At 63.1% G+C, this 24,624-nt stretch carries 28 protein-coding genes; 12 read left to right on the top strand and 16 right to left on the bottom strand.

The features are described from left to right. Positions 1-33: 33 nt before the first annotated feature. From HWW83_RS01105 to prpB, 3 genes are read right to left on the bottom strand one after another with little or no spacing between them, the layout of a single operon-like run. A complete protein-coding gene (locus tag HWW83_RS01105; RefSeq protein WP_046688443.1) occupies positions 34-1,485 on the bottom strand; it encodes a bifunctional 2-methylcitrate dehydratase/aconitate hydratase in 1,452 nt (483 codons plus the stop codon). A gap of 50 nt (positions 1,486-1,535) precedes the next feature. After that, positions 1,536-2,699, bottom strand: coding sequence for a bifunctional 2-methylcitrate synthase/citrate synthase (gene prpC / locus HWW83_RS01100; protein WP_015377141.1), 1,164 nt, complete (start codon positions 2,697-2,699; stop codon positions 1,536-1,538). 33 nt (positions 2,700-2,732) lie between these two features. Next, on the bottom strand, positions 2,733-3,623 hold the full coding sequence (gene prpB / locus HWW83_RS01095; RefSeq protein WP_033642375.1) for a methylisocitrate lyase: 891 nt from the start codon (positions 3,621-3,623) through the stop codon (positions 2,733-2,735). A 244-nt stretch (positions 3,624-3,867) separates the two neighbouring features. On the opposite strand from prpB, the gene prpR reads away from it, so the two are divergent. Beyond that, on the top strand, positions 3,868-5,469 hold the full coding sequence (gene prpR / locus HWW83_RS01090) for a propionate catabolism operon regulatory protein PrpR (protein ID WP_176588927.1): 1,602 nt from the start codon (positions 3,868-3,870) through the stop codon (positions 5,467-5,469). 3 nt (positions 5,470-5,472) lie between these two features. Here the strand turns inward: prpR and HWW83_RS01085 are convergent, their stop codons facing one another. Beyond that, positions 5,473-6,381: a DMT family transporter gene (locus HWW83_RS01085; RefSeq protein ID WP_176588926.1), complete on the bottom strand. Its 909-nt coding sequence runs from the start codon at positions 6,379-6,381 to the stop codon at positions 5,473-5,475. Between the two features lie 136 nt (positions 6,382-6,517). Here HWW83_RS01085 and HWW83_RS01080 point away from each other — a divergent pair, with 136 nt between their 5' ends. After that, positions 6,518-6,952 (top strand): Lrp/AsnC family transcriptional regulator, encoded by a 435-nt coding sequence (locus HWW83_RS01080; protein WP_042783967.1) that lies wholly within the window; start codon positions 6,518-6,520, stop codon positions 6,950-6,952. Here HWW83_RS01080 and dinG read toward each other — a convergent pair whose 3' ends face one another. From dinG to HWW83_RS01060, 4 genes are all read right to left on the bottom strand, one after another. Next, a complete protein-coding gene (dinG, locus tag HWW83_RS01075; protein WP_033642371.1) occupies positions 6,953-9,151 on the bottom strand; it encodes an ATP-dependent DNA helicase DinG in 2,199 nt (732 codons plus the stop codon). 66 nt (positions 9,152-9,217) lie between these two features. Further along, complete coding sequence (locus tag HWW83_RS01070) at positions 9,218-9,610, bottom strand: tautomerase family protein (protein ID WP_096242062.1); 393 nt, start codon at positions 9,608-9,610, stop codon at positions 9,218-9,220. Continuing rightward, positions 9,600-9,932 carry a carboxymuconolactone decarboxylase family protein gene (locus HWW83_RS01065; protein WP_089194442.1) on the bottom strand — a complete coding sequence of 111 codons (333 nt, stop codon included), beginning with the start codon at positions 9,930-9,932 and terminating at the stop codon, positions 9,600-9,602. Before HWW83_RS01065 ends, HWW83_RS01070 begins: the two co-directional genes overlap by 11 nt. 123 nt (positions 9,933-10,055) lie before the next feature. Continuing rightward, positions 10,056-10,712: a glutathione S-transferase family protein gene (locus HWW83_RS01060; RefSeq protein ID WP_042783963.1), complete on the bottom strand. Its 657-nt coding sequence runs from the start codon at positions 10,710-10,712 to the stop codon at positions 10,056-10,058. A gap of 240 nt (positions 10,713-10,952) precedes the next feature. On the opposite strand from HWW83_RS01060, the gene ompC reads away from it, so the two are divergent. The 3 genes from ompC to HWW83_RS01045 all read left to right on the top strand — a co-directional run bounded on the left by ompC (position 10,953) and on the right by HWW83_RS01045 (position 13,930). Continuing rightward, the gene (ompC, locus tag HWW83_RS01055) at positions 10,953-12,050 is read left to right on the top strand and encodes a porin OmpC (RefSeq protein ID WP_033637639.1); all 1,098 of its coding nucleotides are present in this window, start codon (positions 10,953-10,955) and stop codon (positions 12,048-12,050) included. 179 nt (positions 12,051-12,229) lie between these two features. Beyond that, the gene (locus tag HWW83_RS01050; RefSeq protein ID WP_033642369.1) at positions 12,230-13,078 is read left to right on the top strand and encodes a GNAT family N-acetyltransferase; all 849 of its coding nucleotides are present in this window, start codon (positions 12,230-12,232) and stop codon (positions 13,076-13,078) included. Between the two features lie 15 nt (positions 13,079-13,093). Further along, positions 13,094-13,930 carry a 5'-nucleotidase, lipoprotein e(P4) family gene (locus HWW83_RS01045; RefSeq protein WP_142002125.1) on the top strand — a complete coding sequence of 279 codons (837 nt, stop codon included), beginning with the start codon at positions 13,094-13,096 and terminating at the stop codon, positions 13,928-13,930. Between the two features lie 3 nt (positions 13,931-13,933). On the opposite strand, the gene HWW83_RS01040 is transcribed toward HWW83_RS01045, so the two are convergent. From HWW83_RS01040 to HWW83_RS01015, 6 genes are all read right to left on the bottom strand, one after another. Next, a complete protein-coding gene (locus tag HWW83_RS01040; RefSeq protein ID WP_176588925.1) occupies positions 13,934-14,452 on the bottom strand; it encodes a GNAT family N-acetyltransferase in 519 nt (172 codons plus the stop codon). Between the two features lie 2 nt (positions 14,453-14,454). Continuing rightward, a complete protein-coding gene (locus tag HWW83_RS01035) occupies positions 14,455-15,024 on the bottom strand; it encodes a helix-turn-helix domain-containing protein (RefSeq protein ID WP_033642366.1) in 570 nt (189 codons plus the stop codon). Between the two features lie 69 nt (positions 15,025-15,093). Next, entirely contained in the window at positions 15,094-15,405 is a 312-nt protein-coding gene (locus tag HWW83_RS01030; protein ID WP_123061482.1) for an AzlD domain-containing protein, read from the bottom strand. Then, a complete protein-coding gene (locus HWW83_RS01025) occupies positions 15,402-16,112 on the bottom strand; it encodes an AzlC family ABC transporter permease (RefSeq protein ID WP_087762164.1) in 711 nt (236 codons plus the stop codon). The genes HWW83_RS01030 and HWW83_RS01025 overlap by 4 nt, the downstream gene beginning before the upstream one ends. 71 nt (positions 16,113-16,183) lie before the next feature. Continuing rightward, on the bottom strand, positions 16,184-17,032 hold the full coding sequence (locus tag HWW83_RS01020) for an AraC family transcriptional regulator (RefSeq protein ID WP_049200955.1): 849 nt from the start codon (positions 17,030-17,032) through the stop codon (positions 16,184-16,186). A 30-nt stretch (positions 17,033-17,062) separates the two neighbouring features. After that, positions 17,063-18,517 carry an MFS transporter gene (locus HWW83_RS01015; protein WP_176588924.1) on the bottom strand — a complete coding sequence of 485 codons (1,455 nt, stop codon included), beginning with the start codon at positions 18,515-18,517 and terminating at the stop codon, positions 17,063-17,065. 103 nt (positions 18,518-18,620) lie between these two features. Here HWW83_RS01015 and HWW83_RS01010 point away from each other — a divergent pair, with 103 nt between their 5' ends. The 4 genes from HWW83_RS01010 (at position 18,621) to HWW83_RS00995 (ending at position 21,260) form a co-directional block, all read left to right on the top strand. Continuing rightward, on the top strand, positions 18,621-19,274 hold the full coding sequence (locus tag HWW83_RS01010; protein ID WP_033642364.1) for a helix-turn-helix transcriptional regulator: 654 nt from the start codon (positions 18,621-18,623) through the stop codon (positions 19,272-19,274). 179 nt (positions 19,275-19,453) lie between these two features. Continuing rightward, on the top strand, positions 19,454-19,948 hold the full coding sequence (locus HWW83_RS01005) for a DUF2878 domain-containing protein (RefSeq protein ID WP_089194436.1): 495 nt from the start codon (positions 19,454-19,456) through the stop codon (positions 19,946-19,948). A 108-nt stretch (positions 19,949-20,056) separates the two neighbouring features. Continuing rightward, a complete protein-coding gene (gene yedA / locus HWW83_RS01000; RefSeq protein ID WP_089194435.1) occupies positions 20,057-20,980 on the top strand; it encodes a drug/metabolite exporter YedA in 924 nt (307 codons plus the stop codon). A gap of 103 nt (positions 20,981-21,083) precedes the next feature. Further along, positions 21,084-21,260, top strand: coding sequence for a YohO family small membrane protein (locus HWW83_RS00995; protein WP_162997235.1), 177 nt, complete (start codon positions 21,084-21,086; stop codon positions 21,258-21,260). On the opposite strand, the gene HWW83_RS00990 is transcribed toward HWW83_RS00995, so the two are convergent. Then, positions 21,248-22,159: a LysR family transcriptional regulator gene (locus HWW83_RS00990; RefSeq protein WP_033642361.1), complete on the bottom strand. Its 912-nt coding sequence runs from the start codon at positions 22,157-22,159 to the stop codon at positions 21,248-21,250. The two genes, HWW83_RS00995 and HWW83_RS00990, sit on opposite strands and share 13 nt — an antisense overlap. Positions 22,160-22,257: 98 nt before the next feature. Between HWW83_RS00990 and HWW83_RS00985 the strand changes: the two genes are divergently transcribed. From HWW83_RS00985 to HWW83_RS00975, 3 genes are all read left to right on the top strand, one after another. Then, entirely contained in the window at positions 22,258-22,587 is a 330-nt protein-coding gene (locus HWW83_RS00985; protein ID WP_046686656.1) for a toxin-antitoxin system TumE family protein, read from the top strand. Positions 22,588-22,621: 34 nt separating this feature from the next. After that, the gene (locus HWW83_RS00980; RefSeq protein WP_004939357.1) at positions 22,622-23,002 is read left to right on the top strand and encodes an HVO_A0114 family putative DNA-binding protein; all 381 of its coding nucleotides are present in this window, start codon (positions 22,622-22,624) and stop codon (positions 23,000-23,002) included. A gap of 106 nt (positions 23,003-23,108) precedes the next feature. After that, positions 23,109-23,828 (top strand): SDR family oxidoreductase, encoded by a 720-nt coding sequence (locus HWW83_RS00975; RefSeq protein ID WP_033650527.1) that lies wholly within the window; start codon positions 23,109-23,111, stop codon positions 23,826-23,828. Positions 23,829-23,834: 6 nt separating this feature from the next. On the opposite strand, the gene HWW83_RS00970 is transcribed toward HWW83_RS00975, so the two are convergent. Continuing rightward, positions 23,835-24,596: a phosphate/phosphite/phosphonate ABC transporter substrate-binding protein gene (locus HWW83_RS00970; protein WP_080273377.1), complete on the bottom strand. Its 762-nt coding sequence runs from the start codon at positions 24,594-24,596 to the stop codon at positions 23,835-23,837. Between the last annotated feature and the right edge of the window lie 28 nt (positions 24,597-24,624).

Below are 24,624 nucleotides of genomic sequence, written 5' to 3'. Positions count from 1 at the left end.
CGACGCCGACGTGGCTTGTCAGCGCCGCTCGCGTCAGATCACCCACAAATCGAGATACTCGTTGACCGGCATCTGCGCCAGCCGCTGCCGGTCCAGCGACACCTCAAGAATGCGCTGCTGCTGCAGGGCCGGGAACTGGCGCGCCAGGTTGGTTTTGAACTTCTCGATCAGCAGCGGGATGCCCTCTTCGCGCCGCCGCGCATGGCCGATAGGATACTCCACCGCCACCTCATCCAGACGGCTGCCGTCGGCGAACTCCACCGTCAGCGCATTGGCTATCGAGCGTTTTTCCGGATCGTGATAATCGCGCGTGAAGGCGGGATCTTCATGGCAATGTATCTTGCTACGCAATGCGTCGATGCGCGGATCTTCGGCCACCCGGTCCTCGTAATCCGCCGCCGTCAGCCGGCCGAACAGCAGCGGGATCGCCACCATATACTGAATGCAGTGATCGCGATCCGCCGGATTATCCAGCGGCCCCTGCTTGTCGATAATGCGCAGGCAGGCCTCGTGAGTGCGGATGCTCACTGCGGCGATGTCGGCGGCGGTTTTGCCGGCGGCCTGCATCTGGCGGTGCAGCGTCATGGCCGCCTCCACGGCGGTCTGGGCATGGAACTCCGCCGGGAACGAAATTTTAAACAGCACGTTCTCCATCACATACGCGCCGTACGGCCGCTGGAAGCGGAAAGGTTTGCCGTTGAACGAGACGTCGTAGAATCCCCAGGTCGGCGCCGTGAGCGCCGAGGGATAGCCCATCTCACCGGTGGCGGCCATCAGCGCCAGCCGCACCGCGCGGGCGGTCGCATCCCCAGCCGCCCAGGATTTGCGGGTGCCGGCGTTCGGCGCGTGGCGGTAGGTGCGCAGCGACTGCCCGTCCACCCACGCCAGCGACACCGCGTTCAGGATCGCCTCGCGGCTCAGGCCGAGCAGCTGCGCCACCACCGCGGTGGACGCCACCTTCACCAGCAGCACGTGATCCAACCCTACCCGGTTGAAGGCGTTTTCCAGCGCCAGGCAGCCCTGGATCTCATGCGCCTTGATCATGGCGATCAGCACCTGCCGCATGGTCAGCGGCGCTTTGCCCGCCGCCACCGCCTGGCGAGAGAGCCAATCGGCCACCGCCAGGATCCCGCCCAGGTTGTCCGACGGGTGGCCCCACTCCGCCGCCAGCCAGGTGTCGTTAAAGTCGAGCCAGCGGATCATGGTGCCGATATTGAACGCCGCCTGCACCGGATCCAGCTGGAAACGGGTGCCGGGCACCCGGCTGCCGTTCAGCACCTCGGCGCCCGGCACCACCGGCCCCATCAGTTTCTTGCAGGCCGGGTAGCTCAGCGCCTCCAGCCCGCAGCCGAGGGTATCGAGCAGGCAATAATGGGCGGTGCGGTACGCCGCCGGGGTATCGACGGCCTCTTTCATCACATAATCGACGATATCGACCATTTCGCGATCGAATGGCGGACGGCGGGTATTGGCAGACTCAAGCATCATGATTCCCAAAGGCTCCAGAGTGAAAACGACACGATAACGACCGGCGCTCAGCGCTGATCCAGCGGTACGAAGGCTCGCGCTTCCGGCCCGGTATAGTTGGCGGACGGGCGAATGATTTTGTTGTCCTGCCGTTGCTCGATGATGTGCGCCGACCAGCCGCTGACGCGCGCCATGACGAACAGCGGCGTGAACATTTCGGTGGGCACCCCCAGCTGGTGATAAGACACCGCCGAGAACCAGTCGAGGTTGGGGAACATGTTTTTGGTGTCGCGCATTACGCTTTCCAGCCGGTCGGCGATGTCATACAGCTTCATCGCACCCGCTTCCTGCGACAGGCGCAGCGCGATCTCTTTGATCACCTGATGGCGCGGATCGGAGACGGTATACACCGGGTGCCCGAAGCCGATCACCACCTCTTTGTTGTCGATGCGGCGGCGAATGTCGGCTTCCGCTTCGTCCGGCGTTTCATAGCGTTGCTGGATCTCCAGCGACACCTCGTTGGCGCCGCCGTGCTTCGGCCCGCGCAGCGCGCCAATGGCGCCGACGATCGCCGAATAGACATCGGATCCGGTGCCGGCGATCACCCGGCCGGCGAAGGTCGAGGCGTTGAACTCATGCTCGGCGTACAGGATCAATGACGCGTGCATCGCCTGCTCCCAGCTGGCGGAAGGCGCTGCGCCGTGCAGCAGGTGCAGGAAGTGGCCGCCGATGGAATCGTCGTCGGTCTCCGGCTGAATGCGCTCGCCGTTGTGGCTGTAGTGATACCAGTAGAGCAGCATCGATCCCAACGACGCCAGCAGGCGGTCGGCGATGTCGCGCGCGCCGGCCGCGCCGTGCTGCTCTTTTTCCGGCAGCGTGCAGCCGAGGGCCGAAACGCCGGTGCGCATCACGTCCATCGGGTGAGATGCCGCCGGCAGCGCCTCCAGCACCGTGCGCACGCTGGCGGGCAGGCCGCGCAGCGCCTTGAGCCGCTGCTTGTAGGCATGTAGTTCGTCGCGGTTGGGCAACTTGCCGTGGATCAGCAGATGGGCGACTTCTTCAAACTCGCAGTGGCGCGCGAGGTCGAGAATGTCGTAACCGCGGTAGTGCAGATCGTTGCCGCTGCGCCCTACGGAACACAGCGCGGTATTCCCGGCGGGCACGCCGGATAACGCCACGGATTTTTTCGGCTTAACGCCAGTCGGGCTTTGCGGGGGGATCGCTTGGCTCATACTGTCCTCATTTGGCTTCTGCGTGAATGGCGCTTATTCGTCGCGTTGGCGAGCGAACAGAGCGTCGAGTTTCTCTTCGAACAAATAGTAGTTGATGCTTTCATACAGCTCGTTGCGGGTCTGCATGGTGTCGATGACGTTTTTCTGCGTGCCCTCCTCGCGCAGGGCGCGGTACACCCGCTCCGCCGCCCGATTCATCGCTCGGAAGGCCGACAGCGGATACAGCGCCATATCCACCTGGGCGCTGCGCAGCTCCTCGGTAGTGAACAGCGGCGTCGCGCCGAATTCGGTGATGTTGGCGAGGATCGGCACCTGCGTCGCTTCGGCGAAGCGTCGGTACATGCCCAGCTCGGTAATCGCTTCCGGGAACAGCATGTCGGCCCCGGCCGCCACGTAAGCCTGAGCGCGCTCGATGGCCGCCTCCAGCCCCTCCACCGCCAGCGCATCGGTGCGCGCCATGATCACGAAGTCCGGATCGCTGCGCGCATCTACCGCCGCCTTGATGCGATCCACCATCTCTTCGGTGGAGACGATGGCCTTATTGGGCCGATGGCCGCAGCGCTTAGCGCCGACCTGATCTTCGATATGCAGCGCCGCCGCCCCGGCCTTGCTCACCGAGCGCACCGTGCGGGCGACGTTGAACGCCGATGCGCCGAAACCGCTGTCGACATCCACCAGCAGCGGCAGCGGGCAGACATCGGTGATGCGGCGAATATCGGTCAACACATCGTCCAGCGTCGAAATACCCAGGTCCGGCAGCCCCAGCGAACCGGCCGCCACGCCGCCGCCGGAAAGATAGATGGCCTGGAACCCCGCCCGCTGGGCCAGCAGGGCATGGTTGGCGTTGATCGCGCCGGCGATTTGCAGGGGTTTTTCTTTACTCAGGGCCTGACGAAAGGCGAGCCCGGGTGAGCGCAGCGTCATGACGTTCTCTCCGATTAGCTAGATGGAACAGACAGAGCAAGAGGCGGGCCAGGTTGCACTTTGGCGAGGAAAAAATTAAAAGCGATAAAAATAAGTGAGTTATAAAATTCGCATCGCCATTGGGCAGACCAAGCGATAAAAAACGTTTCAGTTAACGTTTCAATCTCGGTTTCAGTCGGCATATTTGAAACATGACTGAAACAAGGCTACACCTAATGCAGCCACTTTCATTCGGTAACCCACCATGAGCGATCACATCACGCCGCCCCGCACGCCGGACAAACCGGTGATCTGGACCGTCTCCATCACCCGCCTGTTCGATCTGTTCCGGGATATCAGCCTCGAGTTCGACCACCTGGCGACCATCACCCCGATCCGTCTCGGCTTCGAGGAGGCGGTGCAGCATATCCGCTCTCGCCTGGCTAGCGAGCCTTGCGACGCCATCATCGCCGCCGGCTCCAACGGCGCCTACCTGAAAAGCCGCCTGTCGGTGCCGGTCATTTTGGTCAAGCCTGGCGGCTTCGACCTGCTGCAGGCGCTGAGCCAGGCGCGCAGAACCGCCGATCGGATCGGTGTCATCACCTATAAAACGCCCCTGCCCGCGCTGATGGAGTTCCAGCAAACCTTCGATCTGCCGCTGGAGCAGCGCAGTTACGTCACCGAAGAGGACGCGCGCGGCCAGATCGCCGAGCTGAAAGCCGCCGGTATTCAGGCCGTGGTCGGCGCCGGCCTCATCAGCGATCTGGCGGAAGAAGCCGGGCTCACCGCCATTTTTCTCTATTCCGCCGCCACCCTGCGCGCCGCCTTCAGCGATGCGCTGGACGTGACGCGCCTGATGCTGGGCGGCGCCAAACGCGGCGGCGACTACGCCGCGCGCGATACCCTGCAGCCGCGCTATGGGCTGGGCGATTTGCAGGGCAATTCCCCGCAGATGGAACAGACCCGGCGCACCATCATGCTGTACGCCCGCTCGCCGGCGGCGGTGTTGATCGAAGGCGAAACCGGCACCGGCAAAGAGCTGGCGGCGCAGGCGATCCACCGCGAATACTTTTCCCGGCGCGGCGCGCCGTCCAGGGGCGCGACACCGCCGTTCGTCGCCATCAACTGCGGCGCCATCGCCGAATCGCTGCTGGAGGCGGAGCTGTTCGGCTATGAAGAAGGCGCCTTCACCGGTTCACGGCGCGGCGGCCGACGCGGGCTGCTGGAAACCGCCAACGGCGGCACCCTGTTTCTGGATGAGATCGGCGAAATGCCGCTGCACCTGCAAACCCGGCTGCTGCGGGCGCTGGAAGAAAAAACCATCACTCGGGTCGGTGGGCAACAGCCGGTAAAGGTCGACTTTCGCGTCATCAGCGCCACCCACACCCGCCTGGAGCAGGCGATTCAACAGGGCGATTTTCGCGCCGATCTGTTTTACCGCCTGAGCGCCCTGCGGCTGCAGCTGCCGCCACTGCGGGCGCGCGGCGACGATATCGCAATGCTGGCGGAACACTTTCTGAAACAGTCGCTGGCGGCGCTCGACGTGCCGCTGACGGAGCCGCTGCGCGCCACCCTGGCCGGGTGTTACGCCGCGCTAAGCCATTACGCCTGGCCCGGCAACCTGCGCGAACTGCGCAACATGATGGAGCGGATGGCGCTGATGCTGAGCACCGGCGCCGCGCCGAGCGGCGAGACGCTGCAGTGGCTGCTGCCGGAGCTGGCGACGGCCACGCCGCCCGAGACACAGACGGCGCCCATCCCCGCCCACGAAGCCCTGGCGCGGTGCGGGGGCGACCACGCCGCCGCCGCCCGGTTGCTCGGGATCAGCCGCACCACCTTATGGCGCCGGCTGAAAAAACCGAACTGAGCATCAACCCGCTCGCCGGCCGTCCGAGACCGGCAGCAGTCGCGCTCGCCGCTCGCCCAGCAGGTTCATGCCCGCCGCCGCCAGCAGGATGATCGCCGCGCCCAGCAGCTGCCATGCAGACAGTCGGTGGCCAAACGCCAGGCGATCCACCAGCATGGCGGCGATCGGGTAGATGAACGACAGCGAACCAATCAGGTGGGTCGGCAGCTTCTGCAACGCGCCGTACATCAGCACGTACATCAGGCCGGTATGCAACACGCCGAGCGTCGCCAGCATCCCCCACTGCCCCACGCTGGCCGACGCATGAAAATCCACCAGCGGCAGCAGCATCACCGCCCCCACCGTTACCTGGATCAGCGCAATAAGATGGGGCGGCGTGCCCTTCAGCCGCTTGGCCGCCAGCGCCATCAGGGCGTAGAAAAACGCCGCGCCGAGCGCCAGCGCGATGCCCGCCAGATAATGGCTCTGCTCCCCCGCCTGCCGCGGCTGCGCCAGCACCACCAGCATCATGCCGCCGAACGCCAAGCCCAGCCACAGCAGCTTGCGGGCGGTCAGCCGTTCCCCCAGAAACAGCGCCCCCAGCCCCACCAGCATAAACGGCTGGGTGTTGTACACCGCGGTGGCGATGGAGATAGAGGCATAGGAATAGGCGGCGAACAGCAGCAGCCAGTTGATCACCAGCGCGACGCCGCCGGCGATCGCCAGCAGCAGCGTGGCGCGCGTCAGCGCATCGCGGCGCAGCTGGCCCAGCGCGCCGCATACTGCCAGCAGCACCAGCGCCCCCACCGCGCAGCGCCAAAACACCACGTTGATAACCGGCTGGCCGGACATCAGCACAAACCAGCCGATGGAGCCGGAAATCAGCATCGCCGCCGCCATCTCCAGCGAGCCGCGTTTTATCTCTGCATTCATTCTGCGTTCCTCAAAGCTTGCCCAGAGACATAGCTTGCGGCTTCGCAGGGCGGCTTTCCATAGCATAAAAAAGGCAGATATGCTTAACTGCCTTTTTCTCGCAGCTACAATAAAGAAAATACCTAACGGAGGCGTTATGGATGATATCGATCGCCAAATCCTGACCATTCTGGCGGAAGATGCGCGCGCATCGTTGAAGACGCTGAGCGCGCAGGTGGGCCTGTCGTCGCCGAGCACGTCGGAAAGACTGCGGCGGCTGGAGGAAAGCGGCGTGATCCAGGGCTATACCCTGAACGTCAATCTGCAGGCGGTGGGTTACGCCTTTCAGTCGCTGGTGCGCATCAAGCCGCTGCCGGGCATGCTGAAGAAGGTCGAACAGCTGATTCAGGCGATCCCGGAAGTGGTCGAATGCGATAAGGTGACCGGCGAAGACTGCTTTATCGTGCGGCTGGTGGCGCACTCGATGGAACAGCTCGACCACACCCTCGATCGGCTGGCCGAGCATGCGCAGAGCAACACCTCGATCGTGAAAACCACGCCGGTCAAGCGCCGCCTGCCGCCGCTGCTCTGATCAACGCCGCCGTTTGCGGGCGAACGGGTTGCCGCGCTTCTTCTCTTTTTTAGCCGCGTCGGCGGCGGATTTCAGCGCCGCCAGATGCGCCTTGTCGGCCTCCGGCACCGCGCGCTGCTCAATCGGGAACACCGGCAACGACGCCAACAGCCGCGAACCGTAATTTTTGGTCAGCAACCGGCGATCGTAGATCACGATCTCGCCGTAACATTGGTTGCTGCGGATCAGGCGGCCGACCTGCTGGATCAGGTTGAACGAGGCGCTCGGCAGGCTCTGCACTTCGAACGGATAACGCTTCAGCGATTTCAGCCACTCGCCTTCGGTGATGATCACCGGGCTGTCGATCGGCGGGAACGCGATTTTGTGAATATGCACCTGGGTCAGCAGTTCGCCTTTCAGATCCAGCCCTTCGGCGAACGATTGCAGCCCCACCAGCACGCTGGCGACGCCCTTCTCCACCCGCTTGCGGTGCTCTTCCACCAGCCGGTAGCGCGGCTGGTCGCCCTGCACCAGCAGCATCAGCCGCAGATCGGTCACGTAGCTGAGGAAAGTCTGCATCGCCCGGTGGCTGCTGAACAGGATCAGCATGCCTTTGTGCTTGCCGCTCGCCTGCTCGGCGCGGAAAAACCGCGCCATTTCCTCAAGGTGCTCCGCCTCATTGGCGAGCGCCGGTTCGTAGCGCATCTGCGGAATGACAATCTTGCCCTGTTCGACATGATTGAACGGCGATGAGAGCGTTTCGAAGCGATCGCCGGCCTTCTCGCTCAACCCGCTCATCTCTTGCAAACGCGCGAAGCTGTTCAGTGAACGCAGCGTGGCCGAGGTGACCACCACGTGCGGCACCTTGCGCCACAGCAGCTTTTCCAGCTGATCGCTGACGCGAATGCCGACGCAGTGCAAATACAGATGGGTGACGTTATCGCGCAGTTCGCGCGTGACCCATTTGGAGATCGGCGCGTTGGACGACTTGTCGAGCGCCGCCAGCCGCCACAGCTTGCTCATCGCCTCCAGATAGCCCAGCGTGCGGCTCATCTGAATGATCGAGCGGTGCAGACGCATGATGTCGTGCTTGCCGGTCTGTTCGGTAAGATCGTTAAGCACGAACTCCGCCAGCCCGCGCAGCGCATCGGTCAGTTTGAACAGCCGCGCGCAGCTCTCCACCATCTCCGCGGGCAGCTCGCCCATTTCAAAACGGTGCTCGGCCGCCACGCTGTCGCCGGGCAGATAGGCGCTGACCTGATGCTCGAAGATCTGCACCAGCTCGCGCAGCTCCTCGCAATGGTTTTTCAGCCGTTCGCTGTTGGCCAGCCCCGGCGGATTCTTCGGCCGGTACTGCGTCATGCACTGTTCGACCTGGCGCACGATCATGTCCAACTGCAGGTTGGTCGACAGCGCGGTGATTTCCCCGTCGATCTCCAGCGCGTCGCGCGCCACCTCCGGCAAATGGTGGCCTTCGTCCAGCACCAGCAGCAGCTCTTTCGGGTTCGGCAGCACCGATTCCGTCTCCAGCGCCGCCATCACCAGCGCGTGGTTGGCCACCACCACGTCGGCGCTCTCGATCTCTTTGCGGGCGATATAGAACGGGCATTCGCGAATGTAGTGACAGTTGCGCCCCAGGCAGTTGGCCTTGTCGGTGCTCAGCTTGGCCCACAGCGGATCGTCGATGCTCTGCTGATAGTGATCGCGCAGCCCGTCCCACTCAAAGCGGGCCAGCGCCTTGGTCAGTTTCTGACACAGCGCCTGCTCTTCACCGCTGGACGGCGCCAGCTCGTCGTCGAGAAACAGCGTCAGATCGCCCTGTTGGCTAACGTCGGTGCTCATCGCCGCCAGATTGCGCGGGCAGACGTAACGCCCGCGGCCAAAGGCGCCGGTAAATTTCAGATCGGGGATAATCTTCTTCAGCAGCGGCAAATCTTTGCTGTAGATCTGGTCCTGCAGCGCCACGTTGGCGGTGCTCACCACCAGCGGCTTGCTCTCCGCCCGCCCGACGGCGATGCCCGGGATCAGGTAAGACAGCGTTTTGCCGACGCCGGTCGGCGCCTCGATCGCCAGATGGCGCGGGTAGTCGCCGGCCAGCGTCTTCGCCACTTCGGCGATCATCTGGCGCTGGGGCGCGCGGGAAATAAAATCCGGTATTTGCTGCTGCAGGGCTTTGTACCACTGGCCAATCTGATCTTTAACTGCGGAGGAGAGCGCCATTCAACTCTTATCTAAACGAAATGATGGCGCTATTGTCCCACAGACCGCCGGCGACGTCAGCCCGAGTTACGCCTGCGGATCGATCATTGAGGCGCGCCCGCCGCCGAACGACCACTCGTCCAACTGGGTGGTGGCGATCACCACCATCACATCCTCGGGGTTCAGCCGCAGCTTTTCCGCCAGCAGCGCCGCCAGCCGTCGGTAGAAACGCCGCTTGGTGTCGCTGTCGCGCGGCCGCCCGGCGGTGATGTAAAACAGCACGAAATCCGCGCTGCGCGGCCCGCCGAGATAGTCGCGATCGTAGATAAGCTCGCCGGGGCGGTATTGATCGATCGCCTGAAACCTGTCCGTCGGCGGCACCTCGAAGGCCTCCACCAGCGCCTGATGCAGGCTGTCGGACAAGGTTTGCAGGTAGTCGGCGGATTTGCCCTGGTGCAGGGCGATGCGGCTAAACGGCATGGGGCGCCTCCGGTTCCAGCTCGCGCAAGCGCGCCACGGCCGACGCCGCCGCGGGCCAGCCGGCGTAAAACGCCAGGTGGGTGATGAGCTCCGCCAATTGCGGGCGATCGACGCCGTTGCGCTGCGCCAGCTGCAGATGAAACGGCAGTTGCTCCAGGCGGTTGAGCGCCACCAGCGCGGCGACGGTGATCAAGCTGCGCTCGCGCGGGCTCAGCTCTGGCCGCTGCCAGACATCGTCAAACAAGACGCTGTCGCTGAGCTGCGCCAGCTTGGGGGCGATATCGCCGAACGCCTGTTGTCCGGCCCGGGATTCTGATTGCATCACACTCTCCTGTCAGTTGCGGATAGCCTTACGCTACCCGCCAGCGAGGCGAGTGAAAATCGGGATTTTCGGCAGTCTCGGTTCAGAAAAACGGGAGGGTTCCCCGCCGACGGCGGGGAGATATTACGATTCCAGCGGCGCAACGCCGTCGAAATGGGCGCTCAGCAGCGCATTCAGCTCCGGCCGCTGCTCCACCCGTTCGGCGATGGCGTAAAGCCGCGGGCAGTGTTGCCGGAACCACGCGCGCCCCGGCCGCCAGTTGCACATCACCGCCACGTACAGATCCAGCGCGCTGAAGCTCTTGCCGAGAAACCACGGTCCGGCGGCGCCGGCGGCGGCGTTCAACTGCCGCAATAAACGCTCGCGATAGCTCATCACTGCGTTTTTCAGCTGTTCCGCCCCTTCCGTTTTCGGCTGCCAGCGCTGCGGATGATCGGCATAGGTGAAAGTGGGATAAATCTCCGCGTTGATGAACAACAGCCAGCGCAAAAAGCGCGGCAACAGCGGCGAGCCGCCGGGCGGCGCCAATTCGGCATGCGGTGCGCGATCGTGCAGCAGCAGGATAATCGCCGCGCTCTCCGTCATCACTTCGTCATCAGGCAGCACTAAGGTGGGCACCTGACCCAGCGGGTTCAACGCCAACAGGCGATCCCGCTCCGGGCCCTCCTGGGTGTAATCCACTTCCTCGTAGCCCCAGGGGAACGCGGTCAGCACCAACGCGGCGGCCACGATGGTCGAGCCACACCCCTGCGTACCGAACAATGTATAAGTATCGTGCATGATTCCTCCGGAAACCGATCAGGCTATCGGTAACTGTAGACCAGCCGCCGACCGTCGGTTGCAGAAAAAATTCACCCTTTGCGCGACTTTTTTAATCGTTCGACATGAAAATGAATTTTTTGTCATAAATAGATCACATTACTACGGTAAAAATTCTCCGCCGCCAACAACCGGACGGCACAGTAAAGCAGCAATGCAACTGATGATAGCGTCTTTTAATCGAATAAAGCAGGGTAACCCATGAAACGTAATCTTCTGGCCGTTATTATTCCGGCACTTTTACTTGCGCAAGCGGCACAGGCAGCAGAAATCTACAATAAAGACGGCAACAAACTCGATTTTTACGGTCGTGTGAAAGCCCTGCATTATTTCTCCGATGATGCCGGCAACGATGGCGATAAAACCTACGTCCGTATCGGCTTTAAAGGCGCCACCCAGATTAATGACATGCTGACCGGTTACGGCCAGTGGGAATATCAGATCGCCGCTAACCATTCTGAATCCGACGGCACCAAAGACACTAAAACGCGTCTGGGCTTCGCCGGTCTGAAATATAAAGACCTTGGTTCTTTCGACTACGGTCGCAACTACGGCATTATTTACGACGTCGGCGCCTGGACGGATATGCTGCCTGAATTCGGCGACGACGCGTACGTCAAAACCGACAACTTCATGAACGGCCGCACCAACGGCGTCGCCACCTACCGCAATAACAACTTCTTCGGTCTGGTCGACGGCCTGAAATTCGCCGTCCAGTATCAGGGCAAGAACGAAAACGACGGCCGCTCCGCCAGCAAGGCTAACGGCGACGGCTGGGGTCTTTCCTCCAGCTATGAAATCATCGACGGCCTGAGCGTGGGCGCCGCCTATGCCTCTTCCAACCGCACCGCCAGTCAGAAAGCGGGCACCTTCGGTAAAGGCGACAAGGCCGATATCTGGGCCGCCGGTCTGAAGTATGACAACAACGATGTCTACCTGGCCGCGACCTACTCGGAAAGCCGCAACATCGCGCCAATTTCCGGCACCGCCACCATCAATAACCGCTCCACTTCCGTCAGCGGCTTCGCCAATAAAGCCGAAGGCCTGGAACTGGTTGCGCAATATCAGTTCGACTTCGGTCTGCGTCCATCGCTGGGCTACGTTCAGCAGAAGGGCAAAGATATTGAAGGCATCGGCGATACCGACCTGGTGAAATATATCGACGTCGGCGCGTACTACTATTTCAACAAGAACATGTCGACCTATGTGGATTATAAAATCAACCAGCTCGACAGCAATAATAAGCTGGGTCTGAAAGACGACAACGTGATTGCCGTCGCCCTGACCTATCAGTTCTGATGTGATGAATGAATAACCACCACTGCAAACTTTAGCGTCACTTGATACCCAGAGTTTTATTTCGCCGGGCGGCTGCGTCCGGCTTTTTTGTTTTTATTTTCCCCGCCGGCGAATGCCCCCGCTTGCCTTGCCAAACAAACGGGTCTACATGTATAGCTTTCCCCCGAGCGGAATCAGCCATGCATAACGACGGTCGGTTTAACTATCACAACGCCGTGCGCTACAGCAGCGACGAACTGGCGAACATCCTCAACCACTGTTTTGAAAACTACATCGTGCGTTTCGTCCTCGACGGGCCGACCTTCGCCGCCCGCTTCGGCGCCGAAGATCTCAGCCTGAACGACAGCCTGATCGTCACCCATCGCAATGAACCGGTGGCGGTGGCGCTGATCGCCCGCCGCGGCCGGCACAGCCGGATCGCGGCCTTTTCCGTACGCCCCGAGATGCGCGGTCAGGGGCTGGGTAAGGCGCTGATGCAGCGGGTAGTAGCGGATGCCCGTCAGCGCGGCGATCATCGGCTGTCGCTGGAAGTGATCGAAGGCAACGAAGCCGCGCTGGCGCTGTACCACCGCGCCGGGCTGCGCATCGTGCGCACCCTGACCGGCCATCAGGCGCCGGCGGCCGTGCCGCCAGGCAATGCGGTGCTGCAGGCGGTCGATCCGCTTACCGTCAGCCATCGCCTGACGGCGGAAGGCGCCACCGACCTGCCCTGGCTGATCGCCCCCGAATCGCTGTTCAAACTGCCGGGCAAACCGCGCGCTTATACCCTCGAACGCCAAGCCTACGCCGTGGTGATGCCCGGCGCCGAGCACTGCTGGCTGCGCCTGATCTACGTGCCGCCGCAGCATCGCGGCCAGGGGCATGCCCGCGCCTTGCTGGCCGCTCTGCAAGCGCAGTTCGCCCCTTTGCCGCTGACCGCCAACGTTTTTGTGCCCGAGGTGGCCGCCCCCTTCTTTACGCATCTTGGCTGGCGGCAGGATCCCCTGCGTCAGTTCGAGATGGATATGCTGCTGGACAGTCCACAATAAAAAAGAGAGATAACAATGGCAGGAAAACAGGTACGCACACTCACCCTCGGCGCGGCGATGGGCGTCGCGCTGCTGGCCTTGACCGGTTGCGCGCAGCCGCCGCACACCGACGCCCAGGCCCAGGCCCAGCAGCGGTTGGCGGATCAATCGGTGCTGGCGGTCAACTGGTTCCAACAGTCCGGCGAATACCAGGCGCTGGCACATCAGGCGTTCAACAGCGCGCAACGCGCCTTCGATCAGGCCAGGGCCGCGCCAGGCCGTAAAAAGGCGGTGGTGGTCGATCTGGATGAAACCATGCTGGATAACAGCGCCTACTCCGGCTGGCAGGCGCAGCAGGGCCGACCGTACGACGGCGCGACTTGGGCCAAATGGACGCAGGCCGAACAGGCCGCCGCGGTGCCGGGCGCAGTGGCGTTCGCCCGCTATGTTAACGCCCATCAGGGGACCATGTTCTACGTGTCGAACCGTAAACAGAGCGACTACGCCGCCACGGTGGCCAACATGCAGAAGCTCGGTTTCACCGGCCTGTCGGAAAAAACCGTGCTGCTCAGCACCGACACCGCCAATAAACAGGCGCGCTTCGACGCCATCAAACAAGCCGGCTATGACATCGTGGTGTACGCGGGCGACAACCTGAACGACTTCGGCGCCGCGACTTACCACCAGGACAATGCGCAGCGCCGGGCGTTCGTCAGCGAGAACCAGGCCAAGTTCGGCACCGAATTCATCGTGCTGCCCAACCCGATGTACGGCGACTGGGAAAGCGGCCTGGCTCGCGACTACAACAAGCTGACGCCGCAGCAAAAGCTGCAGGTGCGCCAGCAGGCGATCAAAGCCTGGCGCGGGCGCTAACCCTCACAGCAGTTTGTACATATAGCAGGTGGCCTCCAACGCCCCGCCGTCGCTGGCGCGGGCGTATTGCGGGATGTCGCCCGCCGCCTCGAACCCCAATTGACGGTACAGCCCCTGCGCCGCGCTGCCGCTCAGGGTATCCAGCACCAACAGGCTGCGGCGATGACGCGCCGCCAGCGCCTGCACTTCCTGCATCAACAGCCGGGCGACGCCCTGCCGCCGCGCCTGCGGGTGCACCATCAGCTTGACCACTTCCGCCCGGTGGCGGCCGTTGTCCGGCATCGCCAGTAACAGCTGCACGGTGCCGACCGGCCGGCCGTTCGCGAGCGCCACCAGCATCGCACGCTCTCCCCGCGCGATGGCCGTCAGCAACCCCTGCCAAAACGCCTGCGCCTGCGTCAGCGTAAAGGGCATGACAAAACCGATGCTGGCGCCGTGCGCCACGCTGGCGTGCAGCATTTCGGCCAATTCGGCAATGGCGCTTTGCGCCGCGCCGGCGTCCCACTGTTGCAATTCAATCATGGCTATGGCCTGCAAATAACGAGGGTGTAATGGGCCGGCTCATCGCCGGGGACATGGAAACGGGAGGCGCCGAACAGGCGGTAGCGCAGGCAGTCGCCGGATGATAACCGGAAAACGCGCCCTTCCAGCGTCAACTCCAGCTGCCCGGACAGCAGCCAGAGATGGTGCTCCAGCGCCGGAATCGACGGCAGGTCGTAATCGATCTGCGCGCCGGCATCAAGCCGGGCTTCGATAAATTCAGCCTTATACAACGCAGCGGGGGGAGAAACAGAGCGACGGTGAAAACCGCTGGCGCGATCGACCCACACCGGTTGCTGCTGCGGCCGCAACAGCTCCGGCGGCTCGTCTTCGATCTCGCTCAGCAGGCGCGACATGGTCAACCCATAGGCGGCGCACAGCCGGTTCAGCAACGACGCCGTCGGGCTGGTCTCGGCGCGCTCCACCCGCGAGAGCGTCGCCCGGCTGAGGCCAGTGCGCTGCGCCAGCTCCTCCAGCGACCACGCCCGTTGCTGGCGCAAATCCGCCAGCCGCTGCGCCAACCTCAGGTCGGCATTGTCCAGACCGTTATCCATCGTTCACACTCCGCTTAAAAATCCCATATAAGAGAAATAATCTCAAATTAGAGATATAGCAAGCGAATTTTAAAAAATGCCGCGCAGCGCGATAAATATCAGCAGGCTCAGCAACACCACCGCCAGCATGTTGCGCAGAAAGAACGCCAATATCACCGCAAACACCGCCCCCCACAGGTAAGGGTTATCCGGCGCGGCGCGCAGCTGGTCGCCGCTGAAGGCGATAATCGGCCCGCAAATGGCCGTCAGCACCGCCGGCACGGAAAAGCTCAGCAGGGTTTTGACGCGCGGCGATAACCGCAGTGGCAATCCCGGCGCCAAAAAGCCGTAGCGGTTGAAGAACACCACCAGCCCCATCAAGACTATCGTCAGCCAGATCATCGGCGCCCCCCGCTGCACAGCAGCCCGACCAGCATCGCCGCCACGGTGGCGATCACCAGTGCGCCCGGCGTCTGGAAATAGTGCAACACAATGGAAAGCAGCAGCGCGGTCAGCACGCAGGCCAACACCGGCAGGCTGCGCACCAGCGGCACCACGATGGCGATAAAGGTGGCGGCGATGGAAAAATCCAGCCCATAACCGTCCAGATCCCCGGCGCTGCCGGCGGCTACGATGCCGAGCAGCGTGGAGAGAAACCAGCACAGGTAAAAGGTCAGCCCGGCGCCCAGCGCATACCAGCGGTCGAAACGCGCCGGCGCCTGTTCGCCGGTCAGCGCAAACAGTTCATCGGTGAGCAAGAATCCCAGGGCCAGCCGCCAGCGTAACGGCAGCGGCGCAATGCGCTCCCGCAGCCGCAGCGCATAGAGAAAATGCTGGGCGGTGACGAAAAAGGTCGACAGCAGGATCGCCAGCAGCCCGGCGCCGCCCTTGATCATGCCCATCGCCACCAGCTGCGCCGCCCCGGCGAACACGATAGCCGACATGCCCAGCCCTTGCGCCGGCGTCAGGCCGCTTTGCAGGGCCATCGAGCCCGCCAGTACGCCCCACGGTACCACCGCCAGGCACAGCGGCAAGATCGCCACCCCACCCTGCAGCGCGGGGCGCAGGCGGGCAGACGGCGGCGTGATGAGGGGGATTGAATCAGTCATGGGCTTCTCCTTCGGTTGAAGAAGCCAGCTTACGGCGCAGGCGCACACGGGTATTGCACCCGATTGCCCGGTTATTTCAGCGATTTGACGTAGTCGCCCGGCGTGATGCCCATCGACTTGCGAAAATGGCGGTGGAAATGGCTTTGATCGTGAAAACCGCAGCTCAGCGCGCTGTCCAGCACGCTGCTGCCGGCCTTCAGCATGCCGCGCGCTTTACGCAGCCGCGCCTGAATTTGATAGGCGTGCGGCGGCAGACCGGTGGCCTGCTGAAACTGCCGCAGCAGGTAATAAGGGCTGAGCGCCACTCGCTCCGCCAGCTCCAGCAGCGAAATGTCCGCCTCGGGGAAATCGTCGAGAAAGGCTTTCACCCGCGCCACCTGGCTTTGCGCCCGGCTCTGCGGCGTGGGATCGATGCGGCTTTTGCCGTGCCGCAGCATCAGCCAGGTCAGCGCCGAGAACACCATGGTCTCTTTCATCAGCCGGTTCTCATCGCTGCGCAGCAGGCTGAACGCCATCCGCAGCTGGCCGGCCAGGCCGACGTCGTGCACCACCGGGTTGGGGAAATAAGGCGTCGCGCCGGCGCCGGTTTTCAGATCGCGCGACAAAAACGCCAGCAGCTCCGGCGTCGGGTACATCGCCTGATACGACCATCCCTCTTCGGTGGCGGAGCTGCCGGTGTGGATGTCGTCGGCGTTGACCAGAATGATGCTGCCCAGCGGCGCCACGTGTTCGCCACCGGTGCGGTAGAAACGCTGGGCGCCGTCGTCGATGACGCCCACGCAGAAGCCTTCATGGCTGTGGCGCGAGAAGGTTTGGCGGCGGTAGGTGGCCTGCAGCACTTCCAGCCCGCCGAGATCGTCGACGTGCATGAAATGGGCCTGTTCCCGGGATGCTTTGCGCGCTGCGCCTTCCACCTTCATCTTGCCTACCTCCGCTGAATGAGCGCCATTCTAGCATTCGCGCGAGGGCGGGGTTTGTACAAAATTGCCCGTCTCGGCGCCCGGCGGCGCGATCGCGGCGCAGCGCCAGGCGCTGAATACCGCCAGCAGCGGCGCCAGCGCGAACGCCAGGAACAGCCAACGCGCCGCCGATGCCGCGCCCGCCGCGCCGCCCGGATCGTTCAGCCCCGCCAGGTTGGCGATCATCCCCGCCAGCGCCGCGCCGAATGCGGTGGCGAACAGCTGCACCGTGGTGATCGAGGCGCCGGCGATGTCTTTGTCCGCTTCAGGCGCCACCTGCAAAATGCGCGTCAGCAGATGCGGCCAGCCGAAGCCGATGCCGAATCCCACCAGCGACAACGCGATGACGATCGGGGTCAGCGCCTGCCAGTGACCGTCGGAGGGCGTCGGCATCAGGATCGCCAGCGCCAGCAGGCCCACCAGCACGAACAGCGGCCCGCTGACGATCGCCCGGCGAATGCCCGCCCCGCGCCAGCCGGAGCTGAGGATTTCGGACAACGTCCAGCCGGCGGCCATGGTCGCGGCGATATAGCCGGAGATCAGCGGCGACTGGCCGTGCAGCAACTGCAGGAAATAGGGCACGAAGATTTCGCTGGTCATGCCGATCACCAGCAACGACACCGTAATATAGAGCGCCGCCAACGATGAGCCGCGCCGCAGCGCACCGTGCGGCAACAGGCGCGCGAGCGAGCGCGCCTCGCGCTTCATCAGCCAGGCCATCAGCGCCAGCGAAAGCGCGATGCCCGCCAGGTTGATCCAGACGCTGTGCGCCAGGCTGCCGGCGGACACCACCAGCACCGCCACGGTCAGCAACAGCAGCTGCGCGGTCGGCAGCGGCGCGGCCGCCTGCTGCGCCTGGCCCTTGGGCAGGATCAGGAAGGTAAACGCGGCGTACAGCGCCATGATCGGCAGCAGAATGCCGAAGGCCCAACGCCAGGCGTGCAACTCGGCGAAAATGCCGCCTACCGCCGGGCCGACCAGCGTGGCGATGCCCCACATCGCCGAGATAAGCGCCATGGCGCGCGGCCACAATCGCTGCTCGAACACCAGATTGATCATCGCGTAGGAGAGCGCAAAGATCAGCCCGCCGCCGAATCCCTGCACCGTGCGGCCGATCAGCATCACCGGCATGCTCGGCGCCAGCGCGCACAGCCCCGCTCCGGCGATGAAAAACAGCGAAGCGACCAGATAGGCGTTGCGCGCGCCGTAGCCGCTGAGCAAGCGGGCCGACAGCGCGGAGCCGAGGATCGACGCCACCACGAACAGCGTGGTGTTCCAGGCATAGAGATCCAGACCGCCGATATCCTGCACCACCGAGGGCAGAATGGTGGTGGCGACCAGAATATTGATGGCATGCAGCGCCACGCCAAGCGAGAGCGCGATCGCACTGGCCGCATTTTTGCCGGAGAAAAGGTCGCTCCAGCGGCTATCATCATGGGTTATCACGGTTGTTGTCCTGTTTTCAGAGGAATGGCATTGAGTTGGTCATGAGATTGCGTTAAATTTAACAAGAGTTATCTTGGAATAAGTTAGGGCGAGGCGGAGAAATATGTCAAGAATAAACTTGGAAAATGGCGGCAGCACCGCACAATCGGTCAGTGACCGTTTGCTGACGCTATTGAAGACCCGCGGCCCGCAGCAAGCCTCAGACGCAGGAAAAGTGCTCGGCACCACCGGTGAAGCGGCCCGCCAGCAGTTCGTCAAGCTGGCGAAAGAGGGGCTGGTCGAAGCGATCGCGGAAACGCGCGGCGTGGGCCGCCCGGTGCAGCTGTGGCATTTGACTGCCGCCGGTAACGCACGCTTTCCGGACACCCATGCGGATCTGACGGTGCAGCTGCTGCGCACCGTGCGTGACAAGCTGGGTGAACAGGCGATCGACCTGCTGATCGAGACCCGTGAGCAGGAAAACCGCATCAACTACAAGCAGGCGATGATCGGCGCCACCGATCTGCGCGAACGCGTGGCGCGTCTCACCGAGATCCGCTGCCGCGAAGGGTATATGGCCGAATGGCGTCAGGAGGAAGACGGCGCCTATCTGCTGGTGGAAAACCACTGCCCGATCTGCGCCGCCGCCACCGTCTGCCAGGGCTTCTGCCGCGCTGAGCTGAGCATCTTCACCGAAGTGCTGCAGGCGCAGGTGGAGCGCGCCGAACACATTCTGGCCGGCTCTCGCCGCTGCGCCTACCGGATTTCTCTCTTGTAACACCGGTTTTTGCCCGCGTTTTCAACCGGTACAGATTATTCTGCTTGTGCACCCCGCACCTTCCCTTCTAAGGTTGAATTATCGAATATTCAGGCAAACAACGGGCCCCACGCCCGTTCTGACACCTCCGTCGGCGCGCTGCGCGCGCGGCGGCAGAGTAACCCCACGGGAGTTGAACGATGAAGAAGCCGCATGCCGGATTCTGGCTGGCGACGCTGGGGCTGGGCGTCTGCTGGCTGCTGGCGCTGCTGACTCGCGATCGGCTCAACGGCATACTGCTGGCCGGTGCGGCGCTGGCGCTGATCTTTACCCCCGCCGCCCGCCGCAAGGGCGCCGCCCTGGCCGCCTTGGGCGGCATCGGCATGGATGGTCTGTGGAGCTACAGCGGCGTGCTGCATTACAGCGGGCAACACGGCCTGCCGCTCTGGACCATCGCGCTGTGGATCGGCTTCGGCTGCTGGTGGTATTGGCTGTTGGACGTGGTCAGAGCGGCGCCCTGGCCGCTGGCGGTATTGGGCGCCGCCCTCGGCCCCTTCGCCTACGCCGTGTCCTGGAAACTGGACGCCCTGCTGCCCGGCGTGCCGCCGGAGTTCATGCTGCTGCTGCTGGCCATCGGCTGGTCGATTTATCTGCCGGCCGTCAGTTGGCGGCAGTGGAAACAGCAAGGCCATTGAACGGCTTTCGGCCGCCGGAAAAATAATGCCGCAGGCCATTGCTTATCGGTTGCCCGATCGGGTTTACTGAGCGTTCTAATAATAATCATTCCCGCAAAATACAATCCTATGCTTAGCCAACAAAGCCGTAGCGTCCTGCCGTTGATCGGGGCGTTGTTCACGTTATATATCGTTTGGGGTTCCACCTATTTCGTCATTCGTCTGGGCGTCGAACAGTGGCCGCCGCTGATGATGGCCGGGATTCGCTTTCTGATAGCCGGCATCGTACTGTTCAGTTTCCTGGCCTGGCGCGGCCACGCGCTGCCGACGCCGAAGCAATGGCTGGCCGCCGGCGCCATCGGCATTCTGCTGCTGGCGGTGGGCAACGGCCTGGTGACGGTGGCGGAACACCAACACGTGCCGTCCGGCATCGCGGCGGTGATGGTAGCGACGGTGCCGCTGTTCACCCTCTGCTTCAGCCTGCTGTGGGGCATGCGCAACACCAAGCTGGAATGGGCCGGCATCGCGCTCGGGTTGGTGGGCATCGTGCTGCTTAATACCGGCAACAACCTGGTGGGCAATCCGACCGGCGCGCTGCTGATTTTGCTGGCGTCGGCCAGCTGGGCCTTCGGATCGGTGTTGGGATCGCGCATCTCGCTGCCGGCCGGGCCGATGGCCGGCGCGGCGGAGATGCTGGTCGCCGGCGTGGTGTTATTGGCAGCCAGCCAGCTGAGCGGCGAGCGCCTCGTTCAGATGCCGAGCACCGGCGGCTTTCTGGCGCTGGGCTATCTGATCGTCTTCGGTTCGATGCTGGCGATCAGCGCCTATATGTTCTTGTTGAAGAACGTGCGCCCGGCGGTCGCCACCAGCTACGCCTACGTCAACCCGGTGGTGGCGGTGCTGCTCGGCATCGGTTTTGCCGGCGAATCGCTGGCGCCGCGCGAGTGGCTGGCGCTGGTGATCATCGTGGCGGCGGTGGTGCTGGTGACGCTGGGAAAATACCTGTTCGCCCGCCCGGCCAACGTACAGGCCATCGACTGCGAACGGCGGTGATCACAAAGGGCGGTCTGCGGGCCGCCGTTAAAAACGATTCTTGTTTCACCCGGCGAAGGGGCTATAATTCCCGCTGTTCCAAGCAACCTGCGAAATTATTCCTATGCTGAAAAAAGCGTTCGTCATCGTCATCGCCCTGTGCGCCTTCGGTTCTCTGGGCGGCGTATTCCTCGCCGGGCTGAACATCTACACCCGTTCCACCACCCCGCACGAAGAAAGCGCGCCTTCCGGGGATACCGCCGCCACGCCGGCGCAAACCGAAACCCTTCAGGCCAAGTGATCGTCCATCCAACGCTGGCAGCGCTGCTGTAAAAAGCGCTGCAGCTGCCTGACGCGTTCCGACACCTGCGAACGATGCGGGCAGACCAGATTGATCGGCACCGCGTCGCTGCGCCATTCCGGCAACAGTTGCACCAGCCGCCCGGCGTGAATGTCGGCCGCCACGTCGATCGCCGACTTGCGCACCACGCCGTGCCCCGCCAGCGCCCAGCGCCGCGCCACCTCGCCGTCATCGGTAAAATAGCTGCCGTTCAGTGGCACTTCGACCCCCTCCTCACCGCGCCACAGCCGCCATTCTACCTGCCGTTTGCCGCTGGGCTGATACACCAGAATGCTGTGCCGAACCAGATCGGCCGGCGTTTGCGGCGCGCCGTGACGCCGCAGGTAATCCGGGCTGGCGCAGATCAACCGCCGATGCTGCGGCAAGATCGGCAGCGCCACCAGCGAAGAGTCGGCCAGCGGCCCGAAGCGCAATGCCACGTCCACCGGTTCGCGGAACAGGTCGGCCTGCCGATCGTTGATCAGAAGCTGCAGCTGAATATGCGGATGCTGCAGGCGGAACTCATCCAGCCAGCAGAGCAGCAAATTGCGGCCAAAATCCGACGGCGCGGAAATCTGCAGCACCCCGGACAGCCCCTGATGCTTCTCGCGGATCGCCTGCTCTCCTTCGGCTAACGCGCCCAGCGCCAGGCGCGCGCTGTCGAGATAGCGAGCCCCCTCCTCCGTTAACCTCAGGCTGCGGGTGGAGCGCACCAGCAGCCGCGCGCCCAACTGCTGCTCCAGCCTTTTCACCGCAATGCTGGCCGCCGCCGGCGTCATATCCAGCGCGCGCGCCGCGGCGGAAAAACTACCGCCGTCCACCGTGCGGACAAACACCTCGAGATCGACAAATGAGGTCATGTATTTCCCTTCTTAGAGAGCCGGATTCACGGCGTATCGGATTGACGATAAAACGCCCAATTGTTATGATTAGATCATAATAAATGGAGCTTTGATCAATGGATGAACACAACGGACTGGACTACATCCTTAGCCTGCATGGCACGCGGGTCAATCGTGAGGATGGCTATTGGTGGAAAATCGAGGCTTGGACCGTGACCCAAACGGCCTTTATCCCTCACGGCATCCGTTACAATTTGACCTTGCATGATAACCACAATACCCGGGTTTTTGGCATAGACAACGCGCATACCATTAAAACACCCCGCAAAGGTAAATTTTCGGGCCGCGTCGTTTACGATCACCAACATGACTCCCCGACGGACAAAGGCTCACCCTACGAGTTTCATTCCGCCTATCAGTTGGTGGAAGATTTTTTACCCGGATAGACGAAGTCATACGCAAGAGAGAAAACCGAGGTTGATGATGAAAGCACTGATTGGCGTGATGCCTGAAGAACTGATTCGCAAGCGCACACTGGCGATCGCAAAAGGGGAATATCAGCCACAGGAACGTGAGCCCAAAGTGTGGTTTACGTCAATGATTGCGCTGGCCCAGGTGCTCAGCAACGAGAATATTGCCCTGCTGCGTCTGATCGACACTGCCCGCCCCGAGACCATCAGCCAGTTGGCCGAACTGTCGGGGCGCCAGGTCAGCAATCTGTCCACCACGCTGAAAACGCTGAGCGGGCACGGCCTGGTGGCACTGGAAAAACAGGGGCGTTCAGTGAAACCCCGAGCGCTGTTTACCGATTTCGAAATCATCGTGGATCAGAAGCTAAACGCCCGCTTTAGCGCCGCATGATCTTTAAAAAATATTAATAAGAGTTTGTCAGCAAGGCCGATTGTTAGGTGATTTTCAATCAGGAAAGATAGATCCCGTTGAAACTTACCTAAAAAGAGGCCTTAACATGACAATTCCTGACTCCCCCCTGAAACGACAAAAGCTGGTGATCCTGGGCGGCACCAGCGGCATTGGCGCCGCGGTGGCCTACGCAGCGGCGGCGCGCGGCGCTGAAGTGGTGCTGGCTTCGCGCCGCCTTCCCCACGCCGGGGAGAAAAACGACGCGCTGCATCTGATGCAGGCCGATCTGACCGATGAAGCGTCGCTGCATGCGCTGTTTGCCGCCGTCGGCGCTTTCGACCATCTGGTGATCACCGCCGGGCCGCTGGTGCAGGCGAAACCGCTGGCGGAGACTGCTTTTGAGCAGGCGCAGGCCGACTTCAACGTCAAATTCTGGGGCAGCTTGCGCGCGGTGCAGGCCGCGCTACCGACGCTGGCGCCGCAGGGCTCCATCACCCTGACCTCCGGCCAGCTGTCGCGCAAATACCTCGGCGGTCAGTTGATCAAAACCGGCATCAACGCCGCGCTGGAAGCGGTCGGTAAACAGCTGGCGAAGGAACTGGCGCCGCGGCGGGTGAACGTGGTCAGCCCCGGCATCACCGCCACCGAAGCCTACGGCGGCATGGGCGCCGCGCAGCGTCAGGCGCTGTTCGAGCGCGTGAGCGTCAGTCTGCCTGTCGGCCGGATCGGCCAGGCGGCCGACGTCGCGGCGGGTTACCTGCTGGCGATGGAGAACGGTTTCGTCACCGGCAGCGTGATCGACATCGACGGCGGCGGCCTGCTGTAACGACGGCTAGAGCGCCGTTACGCCCTGTGCGGCTGCCTGCTGCTCCAGCACGGTGATAATCTGGTAAGCCGAGCGCGGCACCAGGCTGAAATCGCCGATCAGCAGGCGGTCGCTGACCGCCTCATCCAGCATCGCTCGGGCGCCGGCGCGCAGGATGTCCACCTGTTCCGGCGGCGTGCCGGCTGCGGTGATCAGCGGCAAACCCGGCACCGCCGCCGTGCGGCCAATGATTTTCAGCCCCTCCAGCGCCTGCGGCTGCGCGCGGCGCAGCAGTTCCATGCTGATGGAATCGATGGCGGCGATATCCGCCTGCCCGCTGCGGATCAGTTTCAGCGACTGATAATGCGCCCCGGAGGCGATAGCCGCACCGAAGAATTTCCCGTCCTGCGCCAGCGGCGCGATTAGCGCGCGCAAGCCGTTGTAGCCGGACTGGGAATCGGTGCTGTTATACGCCACCGTCCGGCCGCGAAAATCCGCCAGCCGTTCGCCGGAGTCGCCCGCGCGCACCACCAGCCAGCTGCGGTAATTAGGCCCGTCGCACCCTTCCACCCGATAATGATAGGTTCCGATCAGCTGCACCTGCGGCAGGCTGCTGACCAACGGATAACCACAGGTTTGGCTGAGCAAGAGATCCTCGCGCCGCCAATGCTGCGCCAAATCGTCCGGCCAACTGAGCCGTTCCGGCGCCGCCGGCAGCCCCAGCCGCAGCAGCTTGCCGCGCAAGACCTGCCAGAAAGCGTCGGCCTGCTCCCGGCCAACGCCGTACATCGGTAGAGACACCTGCATCATTTCCCCC

The sequence above is a fragment of the Serratia ureilytica genome (assembly GCF_013375155.1).
In the GTDB taxonomy this organism is placed as follows: Bacteria; Pseudomonadota; Gammaproteobacteria; order Enterobacterales; family Enterobacteriaceae; genus Serratia; species Serratia ureilytica.
The sequence above is the reverse complement of the archived record's forward strand: the minus strand, read 5'-3'. Positions and strand labels throughout refer to the sequence as shown.